Source organism: Fulvivirga sedimenti, assembly GCF_020328055.1.
Window position 1 is genome coordinate 1,114,769 of the sequence record NZ_JAIXNE010000003.1, and the last position, 26,316, is coordinate 1,141,084.

Below are 26,316 nucleotides of genomic sequence, written 5' to 3' on the forward strand. Positions count from 1 at the left end.
TTTTCATTATGCCATAGATAAAAAATATTAGTATTTTCAACGGACAACCTGAAAGCCATGGATATTTTTCTGATCAGCACAATCCTGATAGTACTTGCCGCGATTTTCGGCTATGTAAATGAGCGCTTCCTTAAGCTCCCCACGACCATCGGGTTGATGCTCATTACCATTGTGTTCACACTGATCGTACTCGGGATTGCCCAATTTGATGATACCATCCTGGAGGCGGAAAAAGAAATAATTTCCAATATCGATTTCGAGGAACTGCTGCTGGACAGCATGCTGAGCTTTCTCCTTTTTGCGGGTGCCCTTCATACCAATTTCGAACAGCTTCGTATTCAGCGCGGCCCTATACTGGCATTCTCGACGCTTGGGGTTTTACTGTCGACCTTCCTCGTTGGAATTGTTACCTACCTTCTCCTGATGCTGTTGGGCATGGATGTGGCATTTATCTATTGCCTGCTTTTCGGTGCACTTATCTCCCCGACTGATCCCATTGCCGTATTGGGAATTCTCAAGCAGGCCGATGCGCCAAAAAAACTCGAAACCAAAATTGTAGGTGAATCCCTCTTTAATGACGGCGTGGGAGTCGTTGTTTTCATAACGATTTATCACATTGCCTCCTCCCCCGGCCAGGCGATTGATCCGGTGATGATCGCCGAATTATTCGGACTCGAAGTGCTGGGAGGCATTGTACTGGGATTAATCCTTGGTTTTTTAACCTATCGTATGCTACGGTCTATCGATGATTATGACACCGAAGTCATCATAACCCTGGCTGCCGTGATGGGCGGAACCGTGGTGGCACAACGATTTCATCTCTCTGCACCGCTTGCCATGGTGACTGCCGGACTTATCGTGGGAAATGATACGATGCGGGCTTCGTCGATGTCCAAAATTACCGAGACCTATGTCGACAAGTTCTGGGAATTGCTGGATATTCTCCTGAACACGATCCTGTTCGTTTTGATCGGCATGGAAATTCTTGTGTTGACGATTGAAATGAATTACCTGGTGGCCGGCCTGATTGCCATTCCGCTTGTGTTGCTGTGCCGCTACCTATCCTTATTACCGCCCATTTCTTTTTTTCAGAAACGCCTTGAATTCGTACCTGGTACCAGCCTGGTCATGACCTGGGGCGGACTCAGGGGAGGAATATCCATAGCCCTGGCACTAAGCCTGTCCCAGGAAATGAACCGGGAGCTGTTTCTGGTGATGACCTACGTGATTGTTGTATTCAGTATTCTGGTCCAGGGGCTGACCGTTGGAAATCTGGTGCGACGGGTTTCAGTAAAGACCGAAAAGGCTGACCTTCAGGAAGATCAGTAAGCACCCAAATCTCTTGATTTTATGCTTGGATTAAAGTCTAATTCGGGCCAACTTACAGATATCGGTAAGTGATCAAATCTGTGGATTATTTTCAAAAAAAGAATACAAAATTCATGATCCCCGGAACAAGAGGATTCAGGTTCATCGCCTTTTTATTCGCTCTAAGTCTTGTTAGCAGCCTTGCTTTCTCACAGAGCTATATCAATGAAGAACAGGATTCGCTCTCGCCCAAACTATATATGTCGATGGGATATTATTTCCCAAAAATGACAACACGTGTACGCTTTGATTCGGATTTTGGACTTGGTACAGAGATTAATTTCGAGGATGATCTGAAACTGGACCAGAACCTGAATGTATTTCGGATCGACGGACTTCTTTTGTTGAGTAAGAGATCGCAGATGAACCTTACCTTTACGCGCATGGCCAGGTCAAATTCCCTGACACTGGAAAAGGATATTGAATTCAACGATACCATCTTTTATGCCGGAGCGTCTGCAAATATCAAATTCGATGTCAACTATTTCGGGGCCACCTGGCGGTACTCCTTCTTCAGCGAAAGAAACTGGAATGCGGGATTATCATTCGGTCTTCGTGCTGTACGTTTTAATATGGGGATGTCGGCGAGCCTGAATAACCGGAGTTATGCCGAAAGCGAAAAATTTATCGCCCCGGCTATACTACTGGGTGTTCATGGGGCCGGATATATGAGACCCCGACTGCTGGCCCGGTATTCACTGGAATATTTTTACGTCGACGTTAGCGATATTAAGATCAATGTTCTTGAGACCAATGTTTCGCTTCAGTATTTCATTTTTAAGCAAGTTGGTTTGGGGGTTGCCTATTCAAGTAATACGTATCAGATCAGAAATTTACCACTTAGTGACAAGTTTACAGGAAGAGTAATATTTGGGTTTGGAGGATTTAACCTGTTCCTGACTGCCCGGCTTGCACAGGGCAGAAAATAATTAAATCTAACCCTCCGACGAAGATTGAATACGTGAACTTCAGTCTTTTACTGCAGAACCCCACCAGTCATTATTCGGATCAAAGTCCTCTGAGAGGAATTGAAGCCTTTGCTGTTCCAACCTGGGTAACACTTCGTTCTTTACTCTTTCCAGGTGTTCTTGCTCCAACTCCGGGGAATACCCGGGATCCGGAACAGGCCTTTTAGCATTCACCTGCCGAAGGAAATTAAATAGTTCATCGAGTAGCCGCTCAACGATTTGCGGATTATCAGCGGAAACATCTGACTGTTCCCCCGGATCTTTCTCTAAATCAAACAATTCGGTTCGCCCGTCTTCGTAATAGTAAATCAACTTCCAGTCACCCCTCCGAATGATCGACGAAGGCTCTCCTCCCTGATTTCCGTAATGCGGATAATGCCAAATCAGCAGTCGTGTTTCAATCGAATCCCCTTTTAATACATTCACCAGGCTTACTCCATCAGAATGTTCCGAAGTTCGCAAGGGCAGACCTGCCAGTTCGAGCAGGGTCGGATAAAAATCAGTTCCGGTCACAGGTATATCAGAAGTTCGTCCGCCCGTATTCATCCAGGGTACCTTAATGAAATAAGGCTCCCTGATTCCGCCTTCATACTGATACCCCTTTCCCGCACGCAAGGGCAAATTAGAGGTGGAATAGGCGTCTCCGGCGGCTACACCCCCATTATCCGAAGTGAATACTACAATGGTATTCTCATCAAGATTCATTTCCCGCAAGGCTGCGAGTACTTCCCCGATGGCATCATCCATTTGTTCAACCAACCCGGCATAAACCGGATTATCCTGTACCTGGCGAATGGGTAAAAATTTTCCCATTTCATATCCGTGATCAGCAATACCATTATGCACTGCCAGGTCACGGTATTTTTTCCATTTTTCCTTAGTGGTCTGAATGGGTCCGTGAACAGCATAAAAGGACAGAAAAGCAAAGAAGGGTTTATCACTCTCACTTTGCTGGTGGGACTGTATAAAATTAACAGTTTCACGAGCGAGGCGCATTGAAAGGTTTTCTCCGGCAGGGCCGTCGGCTAGATTCGGATTTTCATATGGTGAAAAATAGCCGCCCCGCGGACTGCCGGCGTCCCAGCCGCCGATATTGTGATCAAATCCATGATCGGTGGGCCAGGAACCCTTGCTTCCCAGGTGCCACTTCCCGGCAAAGAATGTCGAATACCCTCCTTCCCTTAATGCCTCCGGGAGGGTGATGTAGGCAGTATCCAGCTGATGCTTGTAATCAGGCGGCAAAAGTTTGTTATACCGGTTCATTCGTCGCCAGTCCTCCCCGAACGGTGCGCCGATCCAGTCGGTAATCCCATGGCGGGCAGGAAATTTTCCCGACATGATACTGGCGCGGGACGGACTGCAGACCTGGCATGCCGCATAGCCGTTGGTGAAAATCATGGATTCCGATGCCAGCTGATCCAAATTGGGTGTTTGATAAAAACTGCTTCCTGTATATCCTAAATCGTGATTTCCAAAGTCATCTGCAAGAATGAAAATGATGTTGGGTGCATTTCCCGATTGTTCCGAACATCCCGCTGCCGTAAGGAATACTATCAGGAGACAGATCAGATCAAAACTTCGAAAATTTTTCATAGATCAGATTTAATTCAAGATACATATTTATTCAAAAAAGACCTGTCCGAAGAATACTTCGGAAAGAACAAGCAGAATGATAATTTTAAAATGTATGATCACATAAGTATAATTTATATTTTGGAGTCGTGGTCGAAACCCGCATATCAGCATGAACGCCAATATATCCACTGCCAGAATTGAATCCATCGATGTCGTACGCGGACTTGATATGCTTGGGATCATACTCCTGGACCAGTTTTTCTGGGCGCTCTACAGCGGCGTCGACACGCCATTTACGCAATTTATGGCGCATCAGTTTGATCACCCAGACTGGACCGGCAATACCATATACGACATCATTATGCCCCTTTTCCTTTTTACTGTGGGCGCCGTTATTCCGTTTTCCCTATCCAAAAGAATCCGGGAAACAAATTCAAACAGGGATATCTATTTAAAAATAGGCCGGAGGTTTTTAATCCTGTTTGTACTGGGCTGGATTGTACAGGGAAATTTGCTCGAGCTGGATATTGACAGGTTTTATATTTTCAGCAATACGCTGCAGGCGATTGCCGTGGGATATGTCGTGAGCTGTCTTTGCTACATGCACCTCAGCAAAAAAGGGCAGTATGCGGTTTTTACATTCTGCCTGGTCGCCTTTACCCTGATACTGCTCACCATCAGTGTTCCGGGTAGTGAAGCCGGACTGCTGCTGCCGGATGAAAATATCGCGTTGTATTTCGACAGGCTTGTATTCGACCGGTTTGAGGATCAGACACAGTACACCTGGCTGCTCAGCAGTTTCGGGTTTGTCGCCACCACCCTCTCAGGCATGTTTGCGGGCGAGTGGATCAAGTCGGGCATGAGTCAGCCAAAGGTTCTGAGAAATTTATTGCTCGCCGGCGTAATCGGACTGGCGGCCGGTTTACTGATGGGTATCTGGCACCCGATCATCAAGAAGCTTTGGACTTCCTCTTTCGTGCTGGCTTCATCGGGCGTTTGTTACCTGATCCTGGCGTTTTTCTACTGGCTTATCGATATGAAAGGGATCCGGCGATGGGCATTCCCTTTGAAGGTGATCGGGATGAATGCTATCACCGCCTATGTATTGTCGCACGTGATACGTTTTTCAACGATTGCCGGGTTTATCCTCTTCGGTACCGAACAATATACAGGCCCATATTATGGTGCCCTGGAGGTATTCGGGGGGTTCCTGATCCTCTACCTGATCCTTTGGTATATGTACCGGAACAAGACGTTTGTGAAGGTGTAGGGTGTGGTTATTGTTGGAAGGGAATAGTGATGATCTTATTTGATTTAACCTTGGTTTGATTTTGCCATGCAGGATGAAATTTGAGTTGTTTAGCGATAATCATAGCGATTGAATCTGCTGCGGGGCACAATGATCTGACGATTTTAGGCTGGCGTACATTTCCGGAGGTATCAATTTCCATCTGCACATATACTTTTCCAGGGTGGCAATTATTCTCTTTTTCAACAATTTTTCGGATCGCTTGAGTAACTGACAAAAGACTGTCATATGAACCATACATCACTGCACTTATCTCCGGCTCATCCAGTGTCTGTGCAGAACAGCTGATTGAGATAACACAGAAACACACGGAAAGATATTTTATGATGGTCATGGTATAAATTAGTTTAAATTGATAAAACTAAATAAGGTGCCTCTTCATAAATGCCCTTCCGCTTCCCGATTTTAAATATTTCTCAAATTGAATCGCCAAAAATTGGTTTTCAAAAGAGCAATAGTAAATCATTCGTACCGGTCTGCGTGATTGCGTATATTCCACCTCTCCGTTATTATGTTTCTTGATTCTTCTGTATAAATCATTCGTTCGCCCAACATAATAAATACCGTCGTAACACTTCAGTATATAAACATGAAAAAAGCCAGTCATTTGGTAAAGTAAAACCTTCATTCGGACATGAAAAAGCCCGCCTTCGCTTCTATCGAAGCATATGAAAGGAGCATTAACAGTGGAGTCCCTCCGCCGCCTTCGTTCATCATAGCTTTAGCGACAATGAAAGCCCGCCTGCTGATAAAAGCAGAATGTTATGGTAGGTAGAAATGAAAATGCCCGCCTTCGCTTCTATCAAGCATATGAAAGGAACATTAACAGTGGAGTCCCTCCACCGCCTTCGTTCATCATAGCTTTAGCGACGATGAAAGCCCGCCTGCTAATAAAAGTAAAATGTTATGAAGGGTACAAATGAAAATGCCCGCCTTCGCTTCTATCGAAGCATATGAAAGGAGCATTAACAGTGGAGTCCCTCCGCCGTAGCCCGAAGAAGCGACGTGCAGACATAAGAAAGCCCGCCTTCGCTCCTTTCGGAGCTTCGGCGGGCGGAGGTGGAGCTAGTGGGAGTCGAACCCACGACCTCTTGACTGCCAGTCAAGCACTCTAGCCAGCTGAGCTATAGCCCCAAAGGGATTGCAAATATATAAAATAAACCTCCATAAAATAATCGGAAACCTACAATTTTACGACTCAGATTTCCGGCCGGAAATCCTCAACGGTAACTCTTCCCTTATCGATCATCACAAAACTCGATTCGGGGATTTCCTCCCAGAATTCCCGCAAGTCACCCAGCGGTTCGGATACAATCGCACGCGCGTCATCTGAAAAGCGCGCCAGGTCGGGGTTGATCTTTTTCATCGCCTCAATGCTCGTGCTGTGGTAGAGGCTTCTTGACTTACGCTCACTGGAATACCGCACCGCCATCAGCCGCTCTCCGTCACTGATCCCCAGGGTCATCTGAATAGTCTTGCCCTGCCCGTTCCTTCGGCCCAGGTCCTCTGCAAAACCGGCCATCACCTGTAGTGCCTGCTTGGGATTCTTTTCCAAACCAAAGGTTATCGCCAGGTAAAACAACAGCTCCGAATCGGTTGTGCCATGAATGAGATAATACAGATCCGGATCAATGGTAAATGCCATATCCCTTTTAAGTTTTTCAAACCCATAGATCACACCATTATGAACCATCATCCAGTTCTTGTAGTGAAACGGATGACAATTGGTCTTCTGAATCGGGGTGCCGGTGGTGGCACGCACATGGGCTAAAAAAAGGGGGGACTTGATATGCCGGCTCAGGACTGCCAAATTATGATCATTCCATGCAGGCTCTATAGACTTAAACACTCCGGGCTCCGGCTGATCGTCGTACCACCCAACGCCAAAACCGTCACCATTCGTAGGCTCAGCTCCTTCCTTGGATAGTAAACTTTGATGAATAAGGGAGTTGGTCGGTTTGAATAAAAGATCATCCAGTAAAATCGGACTGCCAGTATAGCCTAACCATCGACACATAGCTGAATCTAGAAAAAATAGCGCTTTGAATCAAACTAAATCGTTGATTTCATTCCGGTATCATCCAAGGGTATATGCTCAGTATGCAACAGGCGCCGGCCTATATCTGAATTGAAATGCCATTCCGGATCGTACTTCTGTTTTACCTTCATCCATTCCCCGTAATTTGGATACATTTTTCTGAACATATCCATATCAAGAAACGCATCCTTGCCCAGGTAAATCCTGCCTCCTGCGTCCAGTACCATCTCGTCCAGGCGTTTCGTAAAAGGCTCAAGCTGATCGGTTATAGGAAAATCAATAGCGAATGTATAACCTTTCATTGGGAACGAAAGCGGACCCCCGGAAGCCTCCCCAAACTTCTTCAAAACGTTTAAAAATGGCTTGCAGTCGCTTTCAGTGATCTCTTTCATGATCCGGCGCACACTTTCGCGTCCGCCCTCCTCAGGAACGACAAACTGGTACTGAATAAACCCACGTTTTCCATACCCTTTGTTCCATTCATTGATCGCGTCCAGCGGAAACAGGAAGCTGTCGTAATGGGTAAAGGGCTTTCCATGGCTCTGCAAATAATGCAGTACACTGTTCAAAACACTGATGGTAAGTTTATTCAGGGTAAAAGAAGGTAAATAAACCGGCACCGTAATTTTTGGTTTGGCTCCCACTGCAAGGGGATCTTTTTGAAGCTTTGGAGGCAATTCATCAAACCGGGCTTCATTCCCCACCGTAAGCACACCCCGCCCCAGGTTTTTTCCCTTCGCCAGTGAATCGATCCAGGCGACCGAATGACGGTACGTTTGCTCCGTCTCGTCAAGCGCATCCATCATCTCCTCAAGATTTCTTGCTACAATCGCCTTCTGTGAAAAATATGTGGTTTCAACTTTCCGAAGTTTCAACGTTACCGTCAGAATCGCACCCAACAGACCCAGTCCGCCGAAATTAGCCCAGAAAAGGTCGTCATTTTCCTCGCGGCTGGCCGTAAGAACCCGCCCGTCGGCCAGCATGATCGTGAACTCAATCACACTATTTACAAATGATCCGTCAGCATGATGCGCCTTCCCGTGAATATCATTGGCAATAGCCCCGCCCAGTGTCACATATTTCGTTCCCGGATTGATCATTGTAAACCATCCCCGGGGGGCAAAGACATTAATTATTTCAGCAAGTGTGACACCAGCCTGCGCTGTAAGAATACCGGTTCCAGGATCAAAAGAAATGAACCGGTTCATTTTCTCCATCTTCAGCACCAGCTCACCGTTATTGGTAGCCTGATCTGCATAACTCCTCCCCTTCCCCCGTGAAATCAGCGAACCGTTTTTCAACGCACGGGAAACATCACCTTCATCATGAGCAAAGGCAATTTTACCCCGCACCATCGGAATATTTCCCCATCCTGACAGATATTCTTCCTTAAGATCGCTCATTTCATGATCGCTTGTTTCTGCACCTAAATATACGCAATTCATGCGTCAAGTAACCGGCAAAAGCAACCCTGAAACTTCCACAAACAGGAGTCTTCCATGTTTAAAGAATTCTTTTTATTAGATTTATCAGGAATGAGATTTTACACACTTGTTGCATTTGTACTTTCAGGCATTCTTCTGGTCGCCTGCAACCAAAGAAGCGCGTATACCAACGATCCGGAAACAATCGCAAAAGGAAGAAAACTTTTCGAAATGCAATGCGCGTCCTGTCACAACTTCCGACAAACCGGAATTGGACCCGCCCTTGGCGGTATAACGACAGTAGTATCGGACGAATGGCTTCAACGCTTCATCCGGAATCCGGCCAGGATGATCTCCGGCGGGGATAACCGGGCCGTTGCCGCATTTGAAAAATTTAATACCTACATGCCGTCTTTTGAGACCCTATCGGATGCCGACCTGAAAGCCATCCTGGCCTATATGCACACTTATCCGGATAAGCCGAATTCAACAGCAGCTGCTGGTCTTCAGCCCCTGGACGATCCCATTCCTCAAAAAATTCCGGAATCCGGTATTATTCTCATTTTGAAAGAAGTACTTACGGCTCCTCCAACAGCCAAAAATCCACCCGTGGCGCGCATCAATAAAATGATCCCGGAATCAGGCCGGCAGTTCATTTCCGACCTGAATGGAATTCTGTATGAAATAAAGGACCAGCAATGGATTCCGTTCCTGAAGATGGAGGATTACTTCGAACATTTCATTGCCCAGCCCGGACTGGCCACCGGCCTGGGAAGCTTTGCCTTTCACCCTGAATATGACCAAAACGGAATCTTCTATACCAGTCATACCGAGGATCCGAAGACATCTGCACCCGCTGATTTCAGTTATACAGATACCATTCCGAGAACAGTGCGTTGGGTGCTCGACGAATGGAAACACGATGATCCAACATCCTCTGTTTTTAGTGGCACACACGGAGAGCTTATGCGCATTGATATGGTGAGCCAGATCCACGGAATGCAGGAAATCGCCTTTAATCCCCATGCCAATCCGGGCGATCAAGACTATGGTTTGATGTACATCGGAATTGGCGATGGCGGCGCAGTTGAAAACGGGTATGCATTCCTGGTTCAAAATCAGCAGCAGCCGTGGGGCACCATCCTTCGAATTGATCCCGCAGGTAATAACAGTATGAATGGGCATTATGGCATTCCTTCTTCTAACCCAGATAAATCAGAGGTTTATGCACTGGGATTTCGCAATCCGCACCGGATCTTCTGGGATGCTGACGGCAGGATGCTGGCTTCCGACATCGGGCATACCAATATCGAAGAGCTCAACATCATTGAAAAAGGAAGGAATTATGGCTGGCCGGAACGGGAAGGAACCTTCCGCCTGTTTAAAAATGAAAGCATGGATAAGGTATATTCACTTGAGACCGACGATGCCGGTTTTGGATTCACCTACCCAGTGATTCAGGTTGACCACGACGAAATTGCCGCCATCTCCAGCGGATACATTTATTACGGTAAGCAGATTCCGGAAATTGAGGGATACTATCTTTTTGGAGGCATTATAAACGGACGCGTATTTTTATCCGATGCGTCTGATTTTAAGCAGGGTAAGCAGTCAGCGGTTTCCGAGGTTCAGCTTCAATTTGATGACGGAAATATTTCCTCATTCCGTGAGCGCCTGGGCAAGGCCAGGGTAGATCTGCGGTTCGGCATGGATGCCGCCGGTGAATTATACATCCTCACAAAGGCCGACGGGAAGGTGTATCAGATCACAGGAATTAAAAAATCAATTTAATCGATGGGTCTTCGGGCGTGAAGGAATCGTTTGGCGTAATATGACGTCCCCAGGCTGCTTTCGATCACACCCAAAGAGGAACTGCTGTGAATAAACCAGACTTCACCCTTTTTAATGGTAGTTACCAGTCCGACATGCGTCACCTTCTTTCGGCTGCGACCCGTGGCAAAAAATACGAGGTCGCCTGGTTTAATGTCCTCTTTTTTCACTTTCTGGCCCACTTCACTCTGCGCCGCAGAAGTGCGCGGCAACTGATAGTCAATACTCGCGAAAGCATTGCATAACAAACCGCTGCAATCCATTCCCGATCGTGTGGTACCTCCCCATTTATAGGGCGTGCCTGTGTAACTCCGGGCTGTTTGGATAACGGTATCCACCCGGGTATCGGTTTTTGCTGTTTTTTTCGAAGATGCGCACGAGGAAATCAGCGATGCGATCAGTAAAAAATACCATCCTATTCGGTGCATGGTGTTAGAATTAAAAAATACGATCATGAAACGCGTATTTAAATTACCATTATCTTTTTAACAATGTCAAAAAGAATTTAATTTTCCACTTCACATTAGAACCATCCCGCTTTGTCAATAACACTGGAATCATTAGGAGAACGTCTGCAGGGCCAATTGTATTATGACGACACCATGCGGAAACTGTACGCAACCGATGCCTCGGCATACAGGGAACTGCCACTGGCGGTTGCGATCCCTGAAAATGCAGAAGATATCCGGCAGCTAATCAGCTACGCAATCGAAGCAAAAACCAGCCTGATCCCGCGCACAGCAGGTACATCACTGGCCGGACAGGTCGTGGGCAACGGTATTGTGGTGGATGTTTCAAAAAACTTTACCAAAATCGTCGAACATAACAGCGTGGAACAGTGGGTACGGGTTCAGCCCGGGGTGATCCGTGACGAACTCAACATGTATCTCGAGTCTCATGGGTTTCTGTTCGGACCGGAAACCTCAACAGCCAACCGTGCCATGATCGGCGGCATGATCGGGAATAATTCATGCGGATCCAACAGCATCGTCTATGGAAGTACACGGGACCACTTGATGGAGGTTCACGGATTTCTCAGTGATGGCTCTGAAGTGGTATTCGGTGAACTGACACTCGATGAATTCAGTGAAAAATGCAGTCTGAAAACACTGGAGGGAGAAATTTACCGCCAGATACGGGATATGCTGAGCAACCCTGAAAACCGGGCGAACATTGACAGTAACTATCCCAAGCCGACGATCCACAGGCGGAACACCGGCTATGCCATTGATATGCTGAAGGACCTTGAGCCGTTCATAGAGAACGGGGGAAAATTCAACTTTTGCAAACTCATCGCCGGCTCCGAAGGAACCCTCATGTTCATTACCGAGGCCAAACTGCGTATCAATCCCTTGCCTCCCCCGGTTTCAGGGCTTCTGTGCGCGCATTTTGAATCCATTCATGACGCCTTGCTTGGAAACCTGGAAGCAATCCGCTACGAGCCCTATGCTTCTGAACTGATGGATCACTATATCCTGGAATGCACCAAGGGTAATATCCAGTACCGGCAGAACCGGTTCTTCCTGCAGGGCGACCCGAAAGCGATCCTGGTGGTGGAGCTGCGCGGGTCCACGCTCGAAGAAGTGGAGAAAAAAGCGGCTGGGCTTGTCGCAGATCTGAAGGCGAAAAACCTGGGCTATCACTTTCCGCTGGTGACGGGTGAAGACACGAAAAGGGTATGGTCACTCCGGAAAGCCGGACTCGGACTGCTGAGCAATATTCCGGGCGATGCCAAACCTGTTCCCGTCATCGAGGATACTGCCGTGGATGTTCAGGACCTGCCGGCCTATATCGACGAGTTTAATGAAACGCTGAAAAAATACAATCTCTTTTGCGTTCACTATGCGCATGCCGGTTCCGGGGAACTTCATTTACGCCCGATCCTGGATCTGAAGACCCAGGAAGGCAATCGCATGTTCCGTGTGATACTGGAAGAAATTGCGGCGCTCGTAAAAAAATACAAGGGCTCCCTTAGCGGAGAGCACGGCGACGGCAGGCTTCGGGGTGAATTTATTCCGTTTATGATCGGGGATGCAAATTTTGCCCTACTGAAAGATATCAAGGCTGCCTGGGATCCTAAAAACATTTTTAATCCGGGCAAGATCGTGCATACCCCTGCCATGAATGAACAGCTTCGTTATACGCCTGGTCAGCTGACGCCCGAGTTTCATACTATTTTTAATTTCGACACCTATCATGGGATCGTTCGTTCAGCAGAGCTGTGCAATGGTTCCGGTGATTGCCGGAAGACGCACCTGAGCGGGGGGACCATGTGCCCGTCCTACATGGCCACAAAAAATGAAATGGATACAACACGGGCACGGGCCAATATTCTCCGGGAGGTTTTAACGAATTCAAAGCGTGAAAACCCCTTCGACAGTGAGGAGATCAAGGCCGTTATGGATCTTTGTCTTTCCTGCAAAGGATGCAAGTCGGAATGCCCGTCGAACGTCGATATCGGAAAGATGAAAGCTGAATGGCAGTACCAGTACTACAAGAGCCACGGTATTCCATTTCGCACAAAAATGATCGCCCAATTCACGTCAAATAATCGTAAAGCTTCCAAAGTAGCGGGATTATATAACACGTTTGTAGCGGGCGGACTCACCGGAAAGCTGGCTAAATCAATTATGGGAATTGCACCTCAGCGTTCGATGCCAAAGCTTCACAAGGTCACCCTGCGAAAATGGGCAGAAAAGAATCTGGCACAGCTGCAGCCGAAACATCCGAAAAGAACGGTTTACCTGTTTTGCGATGAATTCACCGATTATAATGATACTCCCATTGGAATTACAGCCATTAAATTACTCACGGAGCTGGGGTACGCGGTTAAAATGGCAGATCATGAGGAAAGCGGCCGGACGTTCTTTTCCAAGGGTATGCTTGATGAGGCCAAAGCCATTGCTGTAGAAAATGTACGCCTGTTCTCCGAGCTCATTTCGGATAAGGTGCCGCTCATTGGTATTGAACCCTCGGCGATCCTCTCATTCCGCGATGAATATCCTGAAATCGTTGGTGAATCCCTTCAGGCACGCGCTAAAATTTTAGCAGAATGCAGTTTTATGATCGATGAATTCCTTGCTGAGGAAATTGCGGCAGGACGGATTCAGTCGGATCAGTTCACCACAGAGAAGGCGCGCATTCGCCTCCACGGCCATTGCCATCAGAAAGCCCTGTCATCGGTCGTGCCGACGAAGAAAATTTTATCGCTGCCAGTAAATTACGAAGTATTGATGATCCCTTCAGGCTGTTGCGGGATGGCAGGATCATTCGGATACGAAAAGGAGCACTATGACGTTTCAATGCAGATTGGCGAGCTTGTTCTCTTCCCTGCAGTTCGTGCGGAAGAATCTACGACGATCATTGCAGCACCGGGAACCAGCTGCCGCCACCAAATCATGGACGGTACGGGCAGATCAGCCAAACATCCGGTAGAAGTTCTTTACGAAGCCCTGAAAAAATAATTCTATGTGCGGTATTACCGGAATTTACGCGTTTAACATGATAGGCAGGGTAAGCATGATCCATCTTGCGAAAGCCACACAAGTGCTGGATCACCGCGGACCCGACTTCCAGAATACCGTGCATGATGAAGCTGTTGGCCTGGGTCACCGAAGACTTTCCATCATTGACACAACGCCTGATGCCAATCAGCCCATGACGGATCCAAGCGGCCGGTATACCCTGATTTTTAATGGCGAAATCTTCAATTTCAGTCAGCTTCGTCAGGAGCTGGAGGCCCGGGGTATAACCTTCAGAAGTCTCAGTGATACGGAGGTATTGCTTCATCTGCTGATCCTGGAGGGAAGTGAAGCACTGAATAAACTCAATGGCTTTTTCGCCTTTGCCCTTTACGACCGCCGGCAGAAATCCATATTCATGGCCCGCGACCGCATGGGCATCAAGCCGCTGTATTATTTTTCCGACAATGACAGGTTTCTCTTCGCGTCGGAAATGAAATCCATCCTGGCCTATGGGATCGAAAAGCAACTGGATTTCGAGGCGCTGCATACCTACCTTCAGCTGAATTACATTCCTGCGCCACGAACCATTATGAAAGGCGTGAAAAAAATGCTCCCCGGGGAATCCATTTACATCGATGCGAATATCTTTGAAAAGAAAATATGGTATACACCTCCCCGCTATAATGAAAAGCCTGCATCGGAAGGTTATGAGGACCAGCAGAAACAGCTGGCTACGTTACTCGAAGATGCTGTACTGAAACGCCTCGTGTCGGATGTTCCGCTCGGGTCTTTCCTGAGTGGTGGGATTGACAGCTCGGTAATCGCCACATTCGCTGCACGGCACAAACCCGGGCTGCATACATTTTCCATCGGGTACAGGGATGAGCCATTTTTCGATGAAACCAATTATGCGCAGCTGGTGGCTAAAAAAATAGGAAGTCAGCACCATGTTTTCTCCCTTACCAACAGTGACCTCTACCGGCACGTTCACGAAATTCTGGATGGCATCGATGAACCCTTCGCCGATTCATCTGCGATTGCTGTAAACATACTTTCACGAGAGACCCGAAAGCATGCTACCGTAGCCTTGTCGGGCGATGGGGCTGACGAGCTATTCGGCGGATACAATAAACACGCCGCCTTTCAACGGATAATCGAAGGTGGCGGGGCAGTAAGAGCAGCAGCAGCCCTGGAGCCACTCTGGCATATCCTCCCAAAATCGAGAAATAACAAACTCACCAACCTTTTCCGACAACTGGACAGACTCGGCGAAGGCATGAAGCTCTCACCAAAAGACCGTTATTGGCGTTGGGCTGGCTATGCACGGGAAAGCGAGGCATTTGCTTTGCTTTCTGCTAATTCAAAGGAAAAATTCGACGCGGACAATTACAATAAATTACGATCAGCATTACTTGAAAATATCCCGGGGCACAACGCCACACTTAACGACTTCCTCTATGCAGACCTGCGGCTGGTGCTGCCGGATGATATGTTAACCAAGGTTGACCGGATGTCAATGGCGCATGCATTGGAGGTTCGCGTGCCGTTTCTGGATCATCGTGTTGTTGAATTTGCCAACAGTCTTCCTGTTTCATCAAAAATAAACGGAGGGATACGAAAGCGGATCGTACAGGATACTTTCAGGGAAATACTGCCGGAAGAATTATATAACCGGCCTAAAAAGGGATTTGAGGTACCATTACTGAAGTGGCTTCGAACGGATATGCGATCCATCATTGAAGATGACCTCCTTGCAGATTCCTGGCTCAGGGAGCAGGGCATTTTCAACCCGGAGAAGGTTCATAAGCTGAGAAAGAAACTATACTCATCAGACCCCGGTGATACGCATGCGCGTATCTGGGGCCTGGTGGTTTTTCAATGGTGGTATAAGCGATATTTTATCTAAAGATCAGTTCGCCTGGAAATAGCGCACATAATCGACGATCATCTCTTGTGGAAATTGTGTGGACGCATTCGGTGATCCGGGCCAGTTTCCGCCAACTGCCACATTGAAGATCATGTAAAACTCACCTTTCAGTTCGCTTAATCCTGATGGTGAAATATCAATCACATGATATTCCACTCCGTCGAGATACCAACGGATGAAAGTTTCATCCCAGGTGATGGAAAAAACATGGAACTGATCTGCAAAGACCCCGCTGGACAGGCTTACTTCCCCTCCGTAATTGGCATAATTGCCATTATTATCCCAGTGAACCGTTCCGTGAACAGTATTGTCTTTACCGGCACCGCCGCCTACCATTTCCATGATATCGATCTCGCCACAGGAAGGCCAGCCTACGTCATCGATATTGGTTCCGAGCATCCAGAGTGCGGGCCACATTCCCTGGCCTCTGGGAAGTACCGCGCGAATATCGATTCGGCCGTACTGAAATGTTTGTGCGTCTTTGGTAATAATTTTTGATGAGGTATAATTCTTTCCTCCGAATGATTCCTGCTTTGCAGTGATCCGTAGGAATCCGTCGGCCACCAGCGTATTTTCGCTCTTATAATATTCCAGCTCATTATTGCCCCAGCCACAGAGATCAGGGCATCCATCCCCAATATCATAGGTCCAGTCATCTGAAAGCGCATCTCCGTTGAATTCATCACGCCATACAAGGGTATAGCCATCATAGCTTTCGGGAGATTCATATCCCAGCTCTGTCGGGTCAGGTAAGGTAATGGAGACATCCCTGGTTGTGGAGATGAAGGATGATTCTGATGAATGTGCCTGAACCGTTACTTCGAAATCCCCTGAGCTGATATAAGTATGCTCAATAGTACCGGTTGAGTTCTGAACGATCGATGGTGAATCCCCGAAATTGAATTTATAATAACTGGCATTCGTCGCGGTTGCGACCACCTGGATCAGGCCCGGAGTATCCGGATTTGGAGTAATGCTTACTGTCAGGTTCGACGGCGGCATTGCATTATCTGAACCGTCATCACCTCCACAGGAAGCAAAAAACAATCCGGTAATAATCAGTGACATGGTAAACATACCCTTTGAAAATTGACGTATCTGCATTGTATTGATATTTTTTTAATAGACGTACCTGATTTCTATACACAAGCAATGATGTCTCATATTCCTTCAGGTTTTAGCCTTTTAAGATAAACATAACTATGGAAATATTTGATATTCAGTGATAAAACATCAGTCGGCCTGCCACAAATGAAGCATGACTACTTTTCCTTCCCTGAAAAAGACAAGAATGCGATATTCAGTATCTGTATCGATTGCACAAACGAGGTGCGGTCGAGGATCTCCGTAAACTGAAATCGGCTGGGGATCTGCACAGAATTCGGGAAACAACCTTGCAATATCAGCAATGGTCGTACTTCCGGTAATTTCAAAAATACCAATATTGAAAGTGGTGACCTGTTCATCAAAAACAACTGACCGGAGAACACAATCTGTTTCAAGCCCCCGGGATTGGGTATTATTACCAGAAAAATAGTCGAAATCCGTTTCGCCAATATAGATCACAGAATCCGACAATGTCGAATTCTCATAAATATCAAGAGCAACGACGCTGTCGATCCGGAATGTTTTCTCAAGATCGCTGCGATTGCAGTAAACGGGAATTTGGCCATTGATCAGCAGCGATTCAAGACGAACATTCTGGGAGAATACCGAGGTAACGGCAAGAAAAATGAATGTTGCTGCAAGTTGAAATTTCATTCTTAAATAAACGAAGAAATAGTGAGTATCGTATTCCAGGGCAACCCTTCTTTCACACGTCATCCCTGCCTTCCGGCAGGCAGGCCGGTGTAATCTCCCGACCTTGAGCCGCAACCCCTTTTTCGCACGTCATCCCGGTATAATCTCCCGGCCTTGAGCCGGGAGTACCGCCGTGATGACGGCAAGGAGTGCAGGCTAGCTTCCAATTACCTACTCCTTACTCCCTATTTGTACCACTACTGACTATTGACTATCCCAAAGGGACGCCCCTTCGGCGCTGACTACTGACTACAACTCACTCTTCCTTCAGCGAATTAACCGGATTTACGACCGCTGCAGCACGTGCCTGGTAACTGACGGTAAGGAGGCCAATGGCCAGAGCGGCCAGTCCCGCAGCCAGGAAAATAATTAGGTTCAGGGGAGTGAGCAGATCGATCCGATATTGAAATTCACCCAACCAGTTGTTGACTGCCAGGTAAGCCAGCGGCCAGGCAAGGACCATGGAGATTCCGATGAGAATGATGAATTCCTTCGACAGCAGCACCATTACTTGACCTACGGAGGATCCCATAACCTTCCTTACTCCAATTTCCTTCCTGCGTTGATCGGCCATAAAAGCCGAAAGACCAAGCAGTCCCAGGCACGCGATAAATATGGCCAGCCAGGTGAAGCTTACAACGAGTTTGGAAAAGCGCTCATCAGCGGCAAAAACCTGGTTGAATTCCTCATCAAAGAATTGATACTCAAACGGGTATTCGGGATAAAACTCATCCCATAGCTTCTCAGCAGTTGCCATCGACTCACGGATATTTTCACTATTCAGCCGGAAGGAAAGATTCCCGTTAGGCCCCGGATTGTAAAACATGATGATAGGTTCGATGGAGTGCTTCATATCAGCGAAATGAAAGTTCTTTACAACTCCGATGATGGTACGTTCGGTATTATTCCCCATTATTACCTTCATTCCAACAGGATCTTCCCACCCTACCTGTTCTATGAAAGACTCATTCACCATCACCGCCTCATTCTGATCCGTTCCGGATGCAGCGTCAAATGCCCTGCCATTCACGACCTCCATACTCATCATATCGATGTAATGTTCATCAAACGATAAAACACTCACGATCCACGTATCCTCATTCGATTCGGGATCATACCCTTCCGGTGTAATTCCCGTTCTGCCAAAGGTGCGACCCGGCATATTATTTGACAGGGATGCCTTTTCAACACCTTCATATGTCATAAGCCTGTCCCTGAAGGCGACCAGATTTTCGCCCATACCGGGATCGGTCATCTGAAAAGTAACGATCTGGTCTTTCGAAAATCCCAAATCCTTATTTTTTACATAGTCGATCTGGCGATAAATAAAGACCGTTCCGATGATCATAGTAATTGATGCCGTGAACTGCAGAATCACCAATGCCTTCCGTAAGCCTACGCCGCTTTTGCTGCCACTGAATTTTCCACGTAAGATCGACGCGGTCTGAAAGCCGGACAGCACAAATGCCGGGTAAAGACCGGACAATAATCCAATAATGATGGATGAAAGGAAAATGACTCCCAGTAATCCGGGGCGATTGAAAAGAAACGTCTGAACAGGCTCATACAATCCAAGGTTAAGCATCGGGCTGGCAATGATCACAAGGATTATGGCAATGAAAGTAGCCAATAAAACGAGCAGCACCGACTCCCCGAGGTGCTGGCGCACTAAATGCCTTCGGGCTCCACCTAAAACTTTGCGGATACCCACCTCTTTCGCCCGTGAGGATGATTTTGCCGTGGCAAGATTCATGAAATTGAAAGCGGCGATCAACAGGACAAAAATGGCAACGGCGGAAAGGGAATAAACATATACCTTATCGCCTTTATTGATGTGATAGTAATCAAACAATATTTCGGAAGACCCAAGATGAATATCGGTAAGTGGCTGCAGCTGTGGCACCCAAAATTCAGGAACATCATTGGACCAGGCGATTTCACCCAACTGGCTTTCCACACTTGCTTCCGAAGAGCGATCATCCAATTCAACATATCCGATCATACCCAGTCCGCCCCAGGCATCAAGATATTGTGCAGTTGACGAATCCGCTTCCGTTGGATATAAGGACATCAAAACATCAAGACCCAGGTGTGAATTTTTTGGTGTATCTCTGATGATCCCCACTATTTCCCAATCCTGGTCATTAATACTCAAAAGTTCACCAACGGCATCACTGCGGCCGAAAGTGGTCTGTGCCATTTCCTCGGTAAGGATCATCTTCAGGGGTTGATGAAACCTTTCTATCGCATTTGCCGGCTCTACAGAATAATCAAAAATTGAAAAGAAGTTCTGCTCAACAGACTTGGCATTTTCCGAATAGAAAAAATCATCTCCTTTTTCGATACGCACTCTGCCTTGCTCAAGAACACGGGTTGCATCCAATACCTCAGCCACTTCCTCACGGGCTGCGGCGGGCATTCGCGGATTTGTGATCGCAACATTGTTGCTGGTTACCCCCAGGGCCTCGTCGATCGTTGTAAGCCTGAAAATACGATCGGCTTTTGAATGAAACCGGTCATAACCGGTCTCATTTACCACGTAGATCATGATGAGAATATAGCAGGCCAGACCTATGGATAATCCAAGAATATTAATGATGGAGGCACCTGAATTCCGGCGCAGGCCGCGAATTGCGACCTTCAGGTAATTACGAAGCATGGTGTTGTATTTTGAGTTACTTCAATATACGCTACGCTCTGCTTCGCGGTTTCATGTTTTTACACAAACGGTGCCTTGCCAATAAGGTGTTTAGCCAAGGCATGAAATGGACCAGTGATAAAACCGGTCCCTGGTCTGCAGAATTTTCTGAGGATTGATATCGATCCTGTTGACGACAAACCGGACAACAAGAAGCTCCAGCAGCAGATAGAAGAGCCACTGACAATACGTGAAGAACTCGGAAAGCAGCATTATTCTTCGAGAATTTCTATTTCAACACGAACATTCTTTTTGGCAAGGGAGCTGTTTTTGTCATAAAGCATCCGGCGTCCGCCCCAGGCCTTGATCTCCATTCTGCCTTCCTCGATTCCCTGCGATACCAGATAGGATTTAATCACCTCCGCTCTTCTTTTCGACAGCATCTTTGCGGATCCGGAACCGTCCTTATTCTGATCGTCGAGTCCGAAGAAATTCTTTGAATCGCCCATGGAGATAATCGTTCCGGAACGGTTTCCATTGGTATGTCCGTGAATCCGGATTTTATAGTTGGGATTTTCCCGCATCATATTCAGGAGGCTATTGACCTCATAACGGGATTCCGGCCGCATGACGGCGGCATCATTGTAGAAATACACATTGTACATGGTGGCAATATCCCCCTTGTGGTAACGCACAAGGTCGAAGAACACCACGTAGTAATCATTAACCATCTGAACATCTTCATTCTCGGCAAAAGTCTGATAGTTCAGTTCTTTCTGATCCTTCCGATAACCGAATACATCACAGATCATGGTAAGATTCCCGGTTCCATTTTCCGGGTCGGCTATAGTCGCGATCTCCCCTGAATTTTGAACATTGATCAGTTTTGACCGTTCCGTATCGATGATCTGAACGTCACCTGTGACTTCTTCGTTATTTCTGGCGTTGCTCAGGATAAACACAACCTGTTTAACATTTGCCGGCGGCTCGAGGCGGTCATTCAGCTCTTCCAGGGCATTTTCATTCAATTCGCCATTTTCGCTTACCGAATCAATTTCTGCGACAGTTTCAGGCGTTGAAATAACAGGAGTTTTTTCGTTCTCTTCGATCTCAGCCTCTTCGGTTTGATTCTTATTCGTTGAATTCTTCCTGTCGGACATGTCCTCAACAACCTCCCCTGATACAAAAACCCATGCATCGGGAAACCGGGGGTCCTTTCGTGATTCCCTCATTTGTTCTATTGCAGAACGGTAATCTGTATGAAACTGGCGATATACAAAGTACATCTTCTTTCCCGGGACATAGGCATAGTGCACCTCGTCGCCATCTCCCTGAATTTTCTCATAGTACCTGCGGGCATAGTCTTCTTTGCTCTGAGCATATGCATTGATCACCACATAGTACCCTTCACCCGCTACTTCTCCAGATTGCCCAAAGGCCTGCAGGGTAAAACCCATGCAGGCCATCAGAATGAACCACCAATTCCGCATATTATTTTTCATAGTTTAAAAAGCCGCCCATCCTTAGGTGCTCACCTGCAGAGAGGGCGGCCAATTGAAACCAACATTAATCTTCCACAATTTCTATTTCAACACGCACATTCTTATGCGCCTGTGTATCATGCTTATCGTATATCATTTTCTTGCCACCCCATCCTTTGATGGACATCCTGTCTGCTGGGATGCCCTCCGAGATTAGCCAGTCCTGAATGGTCTCGGCGCGATATGTACTTAATGCTTTCGCACTTCCAAAATCCTCCTCCTGGTCTGCGCGCAGGCTGAAGAAATTCTTTTCCTCATCATCCAGATGAATAATCTTTCCTTTTGCATTTCCGTTGGTGTGACCATGAATACGAACTTTGAGTTTGTCGTTTTCTTCCAGCATATCAAGCAGGCTGAGTAATTCATATTTTGATTCAGGCTTCATGACCGCCGCATCCTTGAAGAAATATACATTGTACATTACCAGGATGTCGCCTTTCTTGAATCGCTCAAGCTCAAAATCCATAATGATTGAATCACCAACAACCTTTACAAATGATGCTGTTGAATCTGTTAACGGCTGATCGAGGTTAATCACATGATCTACCTCCTTAAAACCGAATATCTGGGTTGCTGCCTTCAATCGGTTGGTTCCATTATTAGGATCCTTTAATTCAATTAATTCCTGTGATTCAACAATTTCCAATTCTTTAAATCGCTCCGCATCAATTACGCGAACCCGTCCTTTTACCTCCTTCATGGTCTTTTTATTGATCGTATTGAAGTAGAGGTAATAATAGCCCTCCTTGGGTTCCAGGTTGGCTGGTTTTTCAGGTTCAACAACCGGCGTTTCTTCCACTTCTGCCGAAACAGCCAGGGCTTCATTCACCGGGGCCATCTCTTCCTGAGCCTGCTCCACTACGGCCTCACGCTCCGACATCATCGCTTCCCACTCCGCATTTTCGGCCTCGGTGTACTCCTGGGGCTCATTACTTTCACTCAATACCGGCGTTACCATCTCACCTTCATCCAGGGCTCCCAGCGAACCGGAAAAAACCCAGGCATCCCAAAGGTCAGGATGGTCTGCGCGTACTTTCAGAACGACATCCACAGCATCCTTTCGTTCATCTGAGCTGTACATGTACACGTAGTACAGATTCCGAAGAGGATTAATGGCAAATTTGGCATCAAAGTCCTTTTCTTCCTGCGCATATTTGGTGAAACGCTCTGCATTTCTGATGAATGCAAACGCTCCGATAACTACATAGTTTGAATTTCCAGGTATAGGATCCGGATCCCTGTCCGGAACCGAATTACCCGTAATCGTAATCAGACTTGCCATGAATATCATGACAACCCTGGTAAAAGTTGTTATTCGTAACATAACGCTAATGCTTAAAAAATGATGTTACTTACTCGTTTAAAAAATATAAGTCAGCACATAAAACGCGCCGAATTATGGTTCCAAGGTATAATTCGTTTTACTTTTGACCAAGCAAGGGTAAGTTTTTTTGCACTTATGCACTAATTCTGAGCTATTTAGCTCATTATCAGGGCAATTTTTGAATGGAAAATGTAATATCTTATATCAGGTAATGAAATAAATGTGGCTGATCATTTACGTATTCGTACCTGATTTTCTTTTCATCCATACGATCGATCAATCCCTCCAAATCCGCATGATTTTTCAGTTCTATTCCAATCAGTGCCGGACCTTTCTCACGATTATTCTTTTTGTAATATTCAAAATGACTTATATCGTCATTGGGGCCAAGTACATCGATCAAAAATTCACGAAGAGCTCCGGCTCGCTGTGGAAAATTAATGATAAAGTAGTGTTTCAGTCCTTCAAAAAGCATTGACCGCTCTTTAATTTCACTGGTACGTGTAATGTCGTTGTTGCTTCCGCTCACAACGGCCACCACATTTTTTCCCCTGATGCGTTCTGCCAGCATATCCAGGGCTGCAATCGTTAATGCGCCCGCCGGTTCCACAACAATGGCATCTTCATTATACAGGCGCAGGATTTCGCTGCACACCTTACCTTCCGGAACGGTGATGACCTCATCAATCAGCTCACGGCAAATCTGGAATGTCATTTCACCCACACGCTTTACCGCGGCACCATCGACAAACTTATCGATGCGATCAAGAGTAACCAATTCATCTTTTTCCAGCGACTTCTTCATCGCCGGCGCTCCGGCAGGCTCAACGCCAATTATCCGGGTATTCGGACTCAATGATTTTATATAAGTACTCACACCGGCCGCAAGTCCGCCGCCGCCGATGGGCACAATCAGATAGTCAATCGGGTATTCACTGTCTTCCAGGATCTCTTTCCCGACAGTTCCCTGTCCTTCAATGATCAGCGGGTCATCAAAGGGGTGGATAAACTCGGCACCGTGCTCCTCTCCGTATTTCCGGGCTTCATGATAGGCATCATCAAAGGTATCCCCGGTAAGCACTACCTCAACAAACTCCCTTCCGAAAAACGTAACCTGTTTCACCTTTTGATCCGGTGTAGGAACAGGCATATAGATCCTCCCCTGAATTTGTTTTTTACGACACGCCAGTGCCACACCCTGCGCATGATTGCCGGCGCTGGCACATACGATCCCGTTGTCCAGTTTTCCCGGATTGGTGTTATGGATCTTATTGTAAGCACCCCGTATCTTATAGGAACGAACTACCTGAAGATCCTCACGCTTCAAAAGGATGTTTGCATCGAGCTTCTCACTTAACCCTTCATGACGCAACAACGGAGTCCTGACGATGACATCCTTCAGTACTTCAGATGCTGTCAGGATTCCGTTTACGGTAACTGTCTGTGTCGTAATATTTTCCATCGGCTATTTTGCCCGCTCAGGCCGCAATTCACGAACTGCCTTGCCCGCTCTCCACATTTCAGATTCACGCAATTCAGTAAGTTCCTCTTCCAGCTTCGCACGGTAATCTTCCTTGGAGTTCGAATCGATCGACTTCTGGGCTTCCTCACCGGCAGCTACCTCTTTGTATAAATCAGAGAATACTGGTTTTGTCGCATCCTTAAATTTCTTCCACCAGTCAAGTGCGCCGCGCTGTGCAGTGGTCGAACAATTCGCATACATCCAGTCCATCCCATTTTCAGCGACAAGCGGCATCAGTGACTGGGTAAGTTCCTCCACTGTTTCATTGAAGGCCTCAGACGGAGTATGTCCGTTTTCACGAAGCACCTCATATTGCGCTGCAAAAATTCCCTGGATTGCTCCCATGAGCGTTCCGCGTTCACCGGTAAGATCGCTGTAAACTTCCTTCTTAAAAGTAGTTGGGAACAGGTATCCCGATCCTACGCCAATCCCGAGTGCAACAACACGCTCCTTGGCTTTGCCTGTAGCATCCTTGTAAATCGCATAGCTTGAATTCAAGCCACGCCCTTCAAGAAACATTCTGCGCAATGACGTTCCCGATCCTTTTGGTGCAATGAGGATGACATCAACATCATCTGGCGGAATAATTCCGGTGCGCTCATTATAGGTCACACCAAAGCCGTGTGAAAAGTATAATGCCTTACCCGGTGTGAGATGTTTCTTCACCGTTGGCCAAAGTTTGATCTGTCCTGCGTCTGAAAGTAAAAACTGGATGATGGTTCCGCGCTCGCATGCTTCCTCAAGCTCGAATAAATCTTCGCCCGGCACCCATCCGTCGGCAATTGCCTTATCCCATGTCTTGGAATTTTTACGCTGACCAACGATTACGTTGAATCCATTATCTTTTAAATTCAATGCCTGACCAGGTCCCTGAACACCATAACCCAATACGGCAATGGTTTCGTTCTTTAATACCTCCCTGGCTTTATCCAGTGAAAACTCTTCGCGTGTTACGACTTCTTCTTCTACTCCTCCAAAATTGATCTTTGCCATCTTTTTATTTTGTTGATTTGGTTAGTTAATTCATTTGTTAATTTATGCACGCTGCGACTGCAGCTCCTCCTCCATCTCATTGAGATATTCGCTCAATTCCTTCATAGGCTTTGAAATGGATACCCGTCCGGAACGGACGAATTCCAGAACCCCGAATGGCTGAAGCAACTCAAGCAACTCCTGAGTTTCGCTCTTGTGACCGGTTTTCTCAATGACCATATATTTATTTTCCACCGAGAGTATCCGCGCCTGGTGTGTTCGGATCACAAACTCAAGGTTATGCTTTCCGTCAAGGAATTTTGTTGAAACCTTGTATAAGGCAATTTCCTGGTGGATCGTTTCGTCATCGCGGTAGTAGAATGCTTTCAGCGCTTCTACCTGCTTTTCAATTTGTTTCACCACACGCTTTACCTGCTCTTCAGTGATCTTGACGACAACCGTATAGCGATGAACCCCCTTCACTTCAGATTCTGATACGGTAATGCTTTCGATGTTGATATGCCGCCGTGTAAAGATCAGGGTGATCCGGCTAAGCAACCCGATGAAATTTTCAGTGAAAATTGTGATCGTATATTTATGCTTTTTCATATTTCAA

21 protein-coding genes and 1 tRNA gene are annotated in these 26,316 nt (G+C 46.8%); 6 read left to right on the forward strand and 16 right to left on the reverse strand.

Annotated features, from left to right (window positions below; genetic code table 11):
- Nucleotides 1-57: 57 nt before the first annotated feature.
- Nucleotides 58-1,329 carry a cation:proton antiporter gene (locus tag LDX50_RS17225; protein WP_225698548.1) on the forward strand — a complete coding sequence of 424 codons (1,272 nt, stop codon included), beginning with the start codon at nucleotides 58-60 and terminating at the stop codon, nucleotides 1,327-1,329.
- 113 nt (nucleotides 1,330-1,442) lie between these two features.
- The gene (locus tag LDX50_RS17230; protein WP_225698549.1) at nucleotides 1,443-2,297 is read left to right on the forward strand and encodes a hypothetical protein; all 855 of its coding nucleotides are present in this window, start codon (nucleotides 1,443-1,445) and stop codon (nucleotides 2,295-2,297) included.
- Between the two features lie 39 nt (nucleotides 2,298-2,336).
- Here LDX50_RS17230 and LDX50_RS17235 read toward each other — a convergent pair whose 3' ends face one another.
- Nucleotides 2,337-3,929 carry a sulfatase gene (locus tag LDX50_RS17235; RefSeq protein WP_225698550.1) on the reverse strand — a complete coding sequence of 531 codons (1,593 nt, stop codon included), beginning with the start codon at nucleotides 3,927-3,929 and terminating at the stop codon, nucleotides 2,337-2,339.
- A gap of 151 nt (nucleotides 3,930-4,080) precedes the next feature.
- On the opposite strand from LDX50_RS17235, the gene LDX50_RS17240 reads away from it, so the two are divergent.
- Nucleotides 4,081-5,181 carry an acyltransferase family protein gene (locus tag LDX50_RS17240; protein ID WP_225698551.1) on the forward strand — a complete coding sequence of 367 codons (1,101 nt, stop codon included), beginning with the start codon at nucleotides 4,081-4,083 and terminating at the stop codon, nucleotides 5,179-5,181.
- A 7-nt stretch (nucleotides 5,182-5,188) separates the two neighbouring features.
- On the opposite strand, the gene LDX50_RS17245 is transcribed toward LDX50_RS17240, so the two are convergent.
- The 5 genes from LDX50_RS17245 to LDX50_RS17265 form a co-directional block, all read right to left on the reverse strand.
- A complete protein-coding gene (locus LDX50_RS17245; protein ID WP_225698552.1) occupies nucleotides 5,189-5,554 on the reverse strand; it encodes an energy transducer TonB in 366 nt (121 codons plus the stop codon).
- A gap of 27 nt (nucleotides 5,555-5,581) precedes the next feature.
- Entirely contained in the window at nucleotides 5,582-5,848 is a 267-nt protein-coding gene (locus LDX50_RS31095; protein WP_420828563.1) for a GIY-YIG nuclease family protein, read from the reverse strand.
- Nucleotides 5,849-6,280: 432 nt separating this feature from the next.
- Nucleotides 6,281-6,354, reverse strand: a tRNA-Ala gene (locus LDX50_RS17255).
- A gap of 64 nt (nucleotides 6,355-6,418) precedes the next feature.
- Nucleotides 6,419-7,237 (reverse strand): class II glutamine amidotransferase, encoded by an 819-nt coding sequence (locus tag LDX50_RS17260; protein WP_225698553.1) that lies wholly within the window; start codon nucleotides 7,235-7,237, stop codon nucleotides 6,419-6,421.
- 35 nt (nucleotides 7,238-7,272) lie between these two features.
- Complete coding sequence (locus LDX50_RS17265; RefSeq protein WP_225698554.1) at nucleotides 7,273-8,661, reverse strand: FAD-binding oxidoreductase; 1,389 nt, start codon at nucleotides 8,659-8,661, stop codon at nucleotides 7,273-7,275.
- Nucleotides 8,662-8,793: 132 nt separating this feature from the next.
- Between LDX50_RS17265 and LDX50_RS17270 the strand changes: the two genes are divergently transcribed.
- The gene (locus LDX50_RS17270; protein ID WP_225698555.1) at nucleotides 8,794-10,473 is read left to right on the forward strand and encodes a PQQ-dependent sugar dehydrogenase; all 1,680 of its coding nucleotides are present in this window, start codon (nucleotides 8,794-8,796) and stop codon (nucleotides 10,471-10,473) included.
- On the opposite strand, the gene LDX50_RS17275 is transcribed toward LDX50_RS17270, so the two are convergent.
- The gene (locus LDX50_RS17275; RefSeq protein WP_225698556.1) at nucleotides 10,470-10,940 is read right to left on the reverse strand and encodes a C40 family peptidase; all 471 of its coding nucleotides are present in this window, start codon (nucleotides 10,938-10,940) and stop codon (nucleotides 10,470-10,472) included. The genes LDX50_RS17270 and LDX50_RS17275 overlap by 4 nt on opposite strands.
- A 111-nt stretch (nucleotides 10,941-11,051) precedes the next feature.
- Here LDX50_RS17275 and LDX50_RS17280 point away from each other — a divergent pair, with 111 nt between their 5' ends.
- Complete coding sequence (locus LDX50_RS17280; RefSeq protein ID WP_225698557.1) at nucleotides 11,052-13,976, forward strand: FAD-binding and (Fe-S)-binding domain-containing protein; 2,925 nt, start codon at nucleotides 11,052-11,054, stop codon at nucleotides 13,974-13,976.
- Nucleotides 13,977-13,980: 4 nt separating this feature from the next.
- Nucleotides 13,981-15,882 (forward strand): asparagine synthase (glutamine-hydrolyzing), encoded by a 1,902-nt coding sequence (gene asnB / locus LDX50_RS17285; RefSeq protein WP_225698558.1) that lies wholly within the window; start codon nucleotides 13,981-13,983, stop codon nucleotides 15,880-15,882.
- A 3-nt stretch (nucleotides 15,883-15,885) separates the two neighbouring features.
- On the opposite strand, the gene LDX50_RS17290 is transcribed toward asnB, so the two are convergent.
- The 9 genes from LDX50_RS17290 to ilvN form a co-directional block, all read right to left on the reverse strand.
- Nucleotides 15,886-17,007 (reverse strand): glycoside hydrolase family 16 protein, encoded by a 1,122-nt coding sequence (locus LDX50_RS17290; protein ID WP_225698559.1) that lies wholly within the window; start codon nucleotides 17,005-17,007, stop codon nucleotides 15,886-15,888.
- A 129-nt stretch (nucleotides 17,008-17,136) separates the two neighbouring features.
- Nucleotides 17,137-17,664, reverse strand: coding sequence for a hypothetical protein (locus LDX50_RS17295; protein WP_225698560.1), 528 nt, complete (start codon nucleotides 17,662-17,664; stop codon nucleotides 17,137-17,139).
- 295 nt (nucleotides 17,665-17,959) lie between these two features.
- On the reverse strand, nucleotides 17,960-20,362 hold the full coding sequence (locus tag LDX50_RS17300) for an ABC transporter permease (RefSeq protein ID WP_225698561.1): 2,403 nt from the start codon (nucleotides 20,360-20,362) through the stop codon (nucleotides 17,960-17,962).
- 90 nt (nucleotides 20,363-20,452) lie between these two features.
- Complete coding sequence (locus LDX50_RS17305; protein ID WP_225698562.1) at nucleotides 20,453-20,614, reverse strand: hypothetical protein; 162 nt, start codon at nucleotides 20,612-20,614, stop codon at nucleotides 20,453-20,455.
- Nucleotides 20,614-21,843, reverse strand: coding sequence for an OmpA family protein (locus LDX50_RS17310; RefSeq protein ID WP_225698563.1), 1,230 nt, complete (start codon nucleotides 21,841-21,843; stop codon nucleotides 20,614-20,616). The genes LDX50_RS17305 and LDX50_RS17310 overlap by 1 nt, the downstream gene beginning before the upstream one ends.
- Before the next feature lie 64 nt (nucleotides 21,844-21,907).
- On the reverse strand, nucleotides 21,908-23,206 hold the full coding sequence (locus LDX50_RS17315; protein ID WP_225698564.1) for an OmpA family protein: 1,299 nt from the start codon (nucleotides 23,204-23,206) through the stop codon (nucleotides 21,908-21,910).
- A 199-nt stretch (nucleotides 23,207-23,405) separates the two neighbouring features.
- Nucleotides 23,406-24,668 (reverse strand): threonine ammonia-lyase IlvA, encoded by a 1,263-nt coding sequence (gene ilvA, locus LDX50_RS17320; RefSeq protein WP_225698565.1) that lies wholly within the window; start codon nucleotides 24,666-24,668, stop codon nucleotides 23,406-23,408.
- A gap of 3 nt (nucleotides 24,669-24,671) precedes the next feature.
- Nucleotides 24,672-25,721 carry a ketol-acid reductoisomerase gene (gene ilvC, locus LDX50_RS17325; RefSeq protein WP_225698566.1) on the reverse strand — a complete coding sequence of 350 codons (1,050 nt, stop codon included), beginning with the start codon at nucleotides 25,719-25,721 and terminating at the stop codon, nucleotides 24,672-24,674.
- A 42-nt stretch (nucleotides 25,722-25,763) separates the two neighbouring features.
- A complete protein-coding gene (gene ilvN / locus LDX50_RS17330; protein ID WP_225698567.1) occupies nucleotides 25,764-26,309 on the reverse strand; it encodes an acetolactate synthase small subunit in 546 nt (181 codons plus the stop codon).
- Nucleotides 26,310-26,316 lie beyond the last annotated feature (7 nt).

Excerpts from the sequence above, each read along its gene's own strand:
- LDX50_RS17225 (WP_225698548.1), top strand. The coding sequence starts at position 58 with ATGGATATTTTTCTGATCAGCACAATCCTGATAGTACTTGCCGCGATT.
- LDX50_RS17230 (WP_225698549.1), top strand. The coding sequence starts at position 1,443 with ATGATCCCCGGAACAAGAGGATTCAGGTTCATCGCCTTTTTATTCGCT.
- LDX50_RS17235 (WP_225698550.1), bottom strand. The coding sequence starts at position 3,929 with ATGAAAAATTTTCGAAGTTTTGATCTGATCTGTCTCCTGATAGTATTC.
- LDX50_RS17240 (WP_225698551.1), top strand. The coding sequence starts at position 4,081 with ATGAACGCCAATATATCCACTGCCAGAATTGAATCCATCGATGTCGTA.
- LDX50_RS17245 (WP_225698552.1), bottom strand. The coding sequence starts at position 5,554 with ATGACCATCATAAAATATCTTTCCGTGTGTTTCTGTGTTATCTCAATC.
- LDX50_RS31095 (WP_420828563.1), bottom strand. The coding sequence starts at position 5,848 with ATGAAGGTTTTACTTTACCAAATGACTGGCTTTTTTCATGTTTATATA.
- LDX50_RS17260 (WP_225698553.1), bottom strand. The coding sequence starts at position 7,237 with ATGTGTCGATGGTTAGGCTATACTGGCAGTCCGATTTTACTGGATGAT.
- LDX50_RS17265 (WP_225698554.1), bottom strand. The coding sequence starts at position 8,661 with ATGAGCGATCTTAAGGAAGAATATCTGTCAGGATGGGGAAATATTCCG.
- LDX50_RS17270 (WP_225698555.1), top strand. The coding sequence starts at position 8,794 with ATGAGATTTTACACACTTGTTGCATTTGTACTTTCAGGCATTCTTCTG.
- LDX50_RS17275 (WP_225698556.1), bottom strand. The coding sequence starts at position 10,940 with ATGCACCGAATAGGATGGTATTTTTTACTGATCGCATCGCTGATTTCC.
- asnB (WP_225698558.1), top strand. The coding sequence starts at position 13,981 with ATGTGCGGTATTACCGGAATTTACGCGTTTAACATGATAGGCAGGGTA.
- LDX50_RS17290 (WP_225698559.1), bottom strand. The coding sequence starts at position 17,007 with ATGCAGATACGTCAATTTTCAAAGGGTATGTTTACCATGTCACTGATT.
- LDX50_RS17295 (WP_225698560.1), bottom strand. The coding sequence starts at position 17,664 with ATGAAATTTCAACTTGCAGCAACATTCATTTTTCTTGCCGTTACCTCG.
- LDX50_RS17300 (WP_225698561.1), bottom strand. The coding sequence starts at position 20,362 with ATGCTTCGTAATTACCTGAAGGTCGCAATTCGCGGCCTGCGCCGGAAT.
- LDX50_RS17305 (WP_225698562.1), bottom strand. The coding sequence starts at position 20,614 with ATGCTGCTTTCCGAGTTCTTCACGTATTGTCAGTGGCTCTTCTATCTG.
- LDX50_RS17310 (WP_225698563.1), bottom strand. The coding sequence starts at position 21,843 with ATGAAAAATAATATGCGGAATTGGTGGTTCATTCTGATGGCCTGCATG.
- LDX50_RS17315 (WP_225698564.1), bottom strand. The coding sequence starts at position 23,206 with ATGTTACGAATAACAACTTTTACCAGGGTTGTCATGATATTCATGGCA.
- ilvA (WP_225698565.1), bottom strand. The coding sequence starts at position 24,668 with ATGGAAAATATTACGACACAGACAGTTACCGTAAACGGAATCCTGACA.
- ilvC (WP_225698566.1), bottom strand. The coding sequence starts at position 25,721 with ATGGCAAAGATCAATTTTGGAGGAGTAGAAGAAGAAGTCGTAACACGC.
- ilvN (WP_225698567.1), bottom strand. The coding sequence starts at position 26,309 with ATGAAAAAGCATAAATATACGATCACAATTTTCACTGAAAATTTCATC.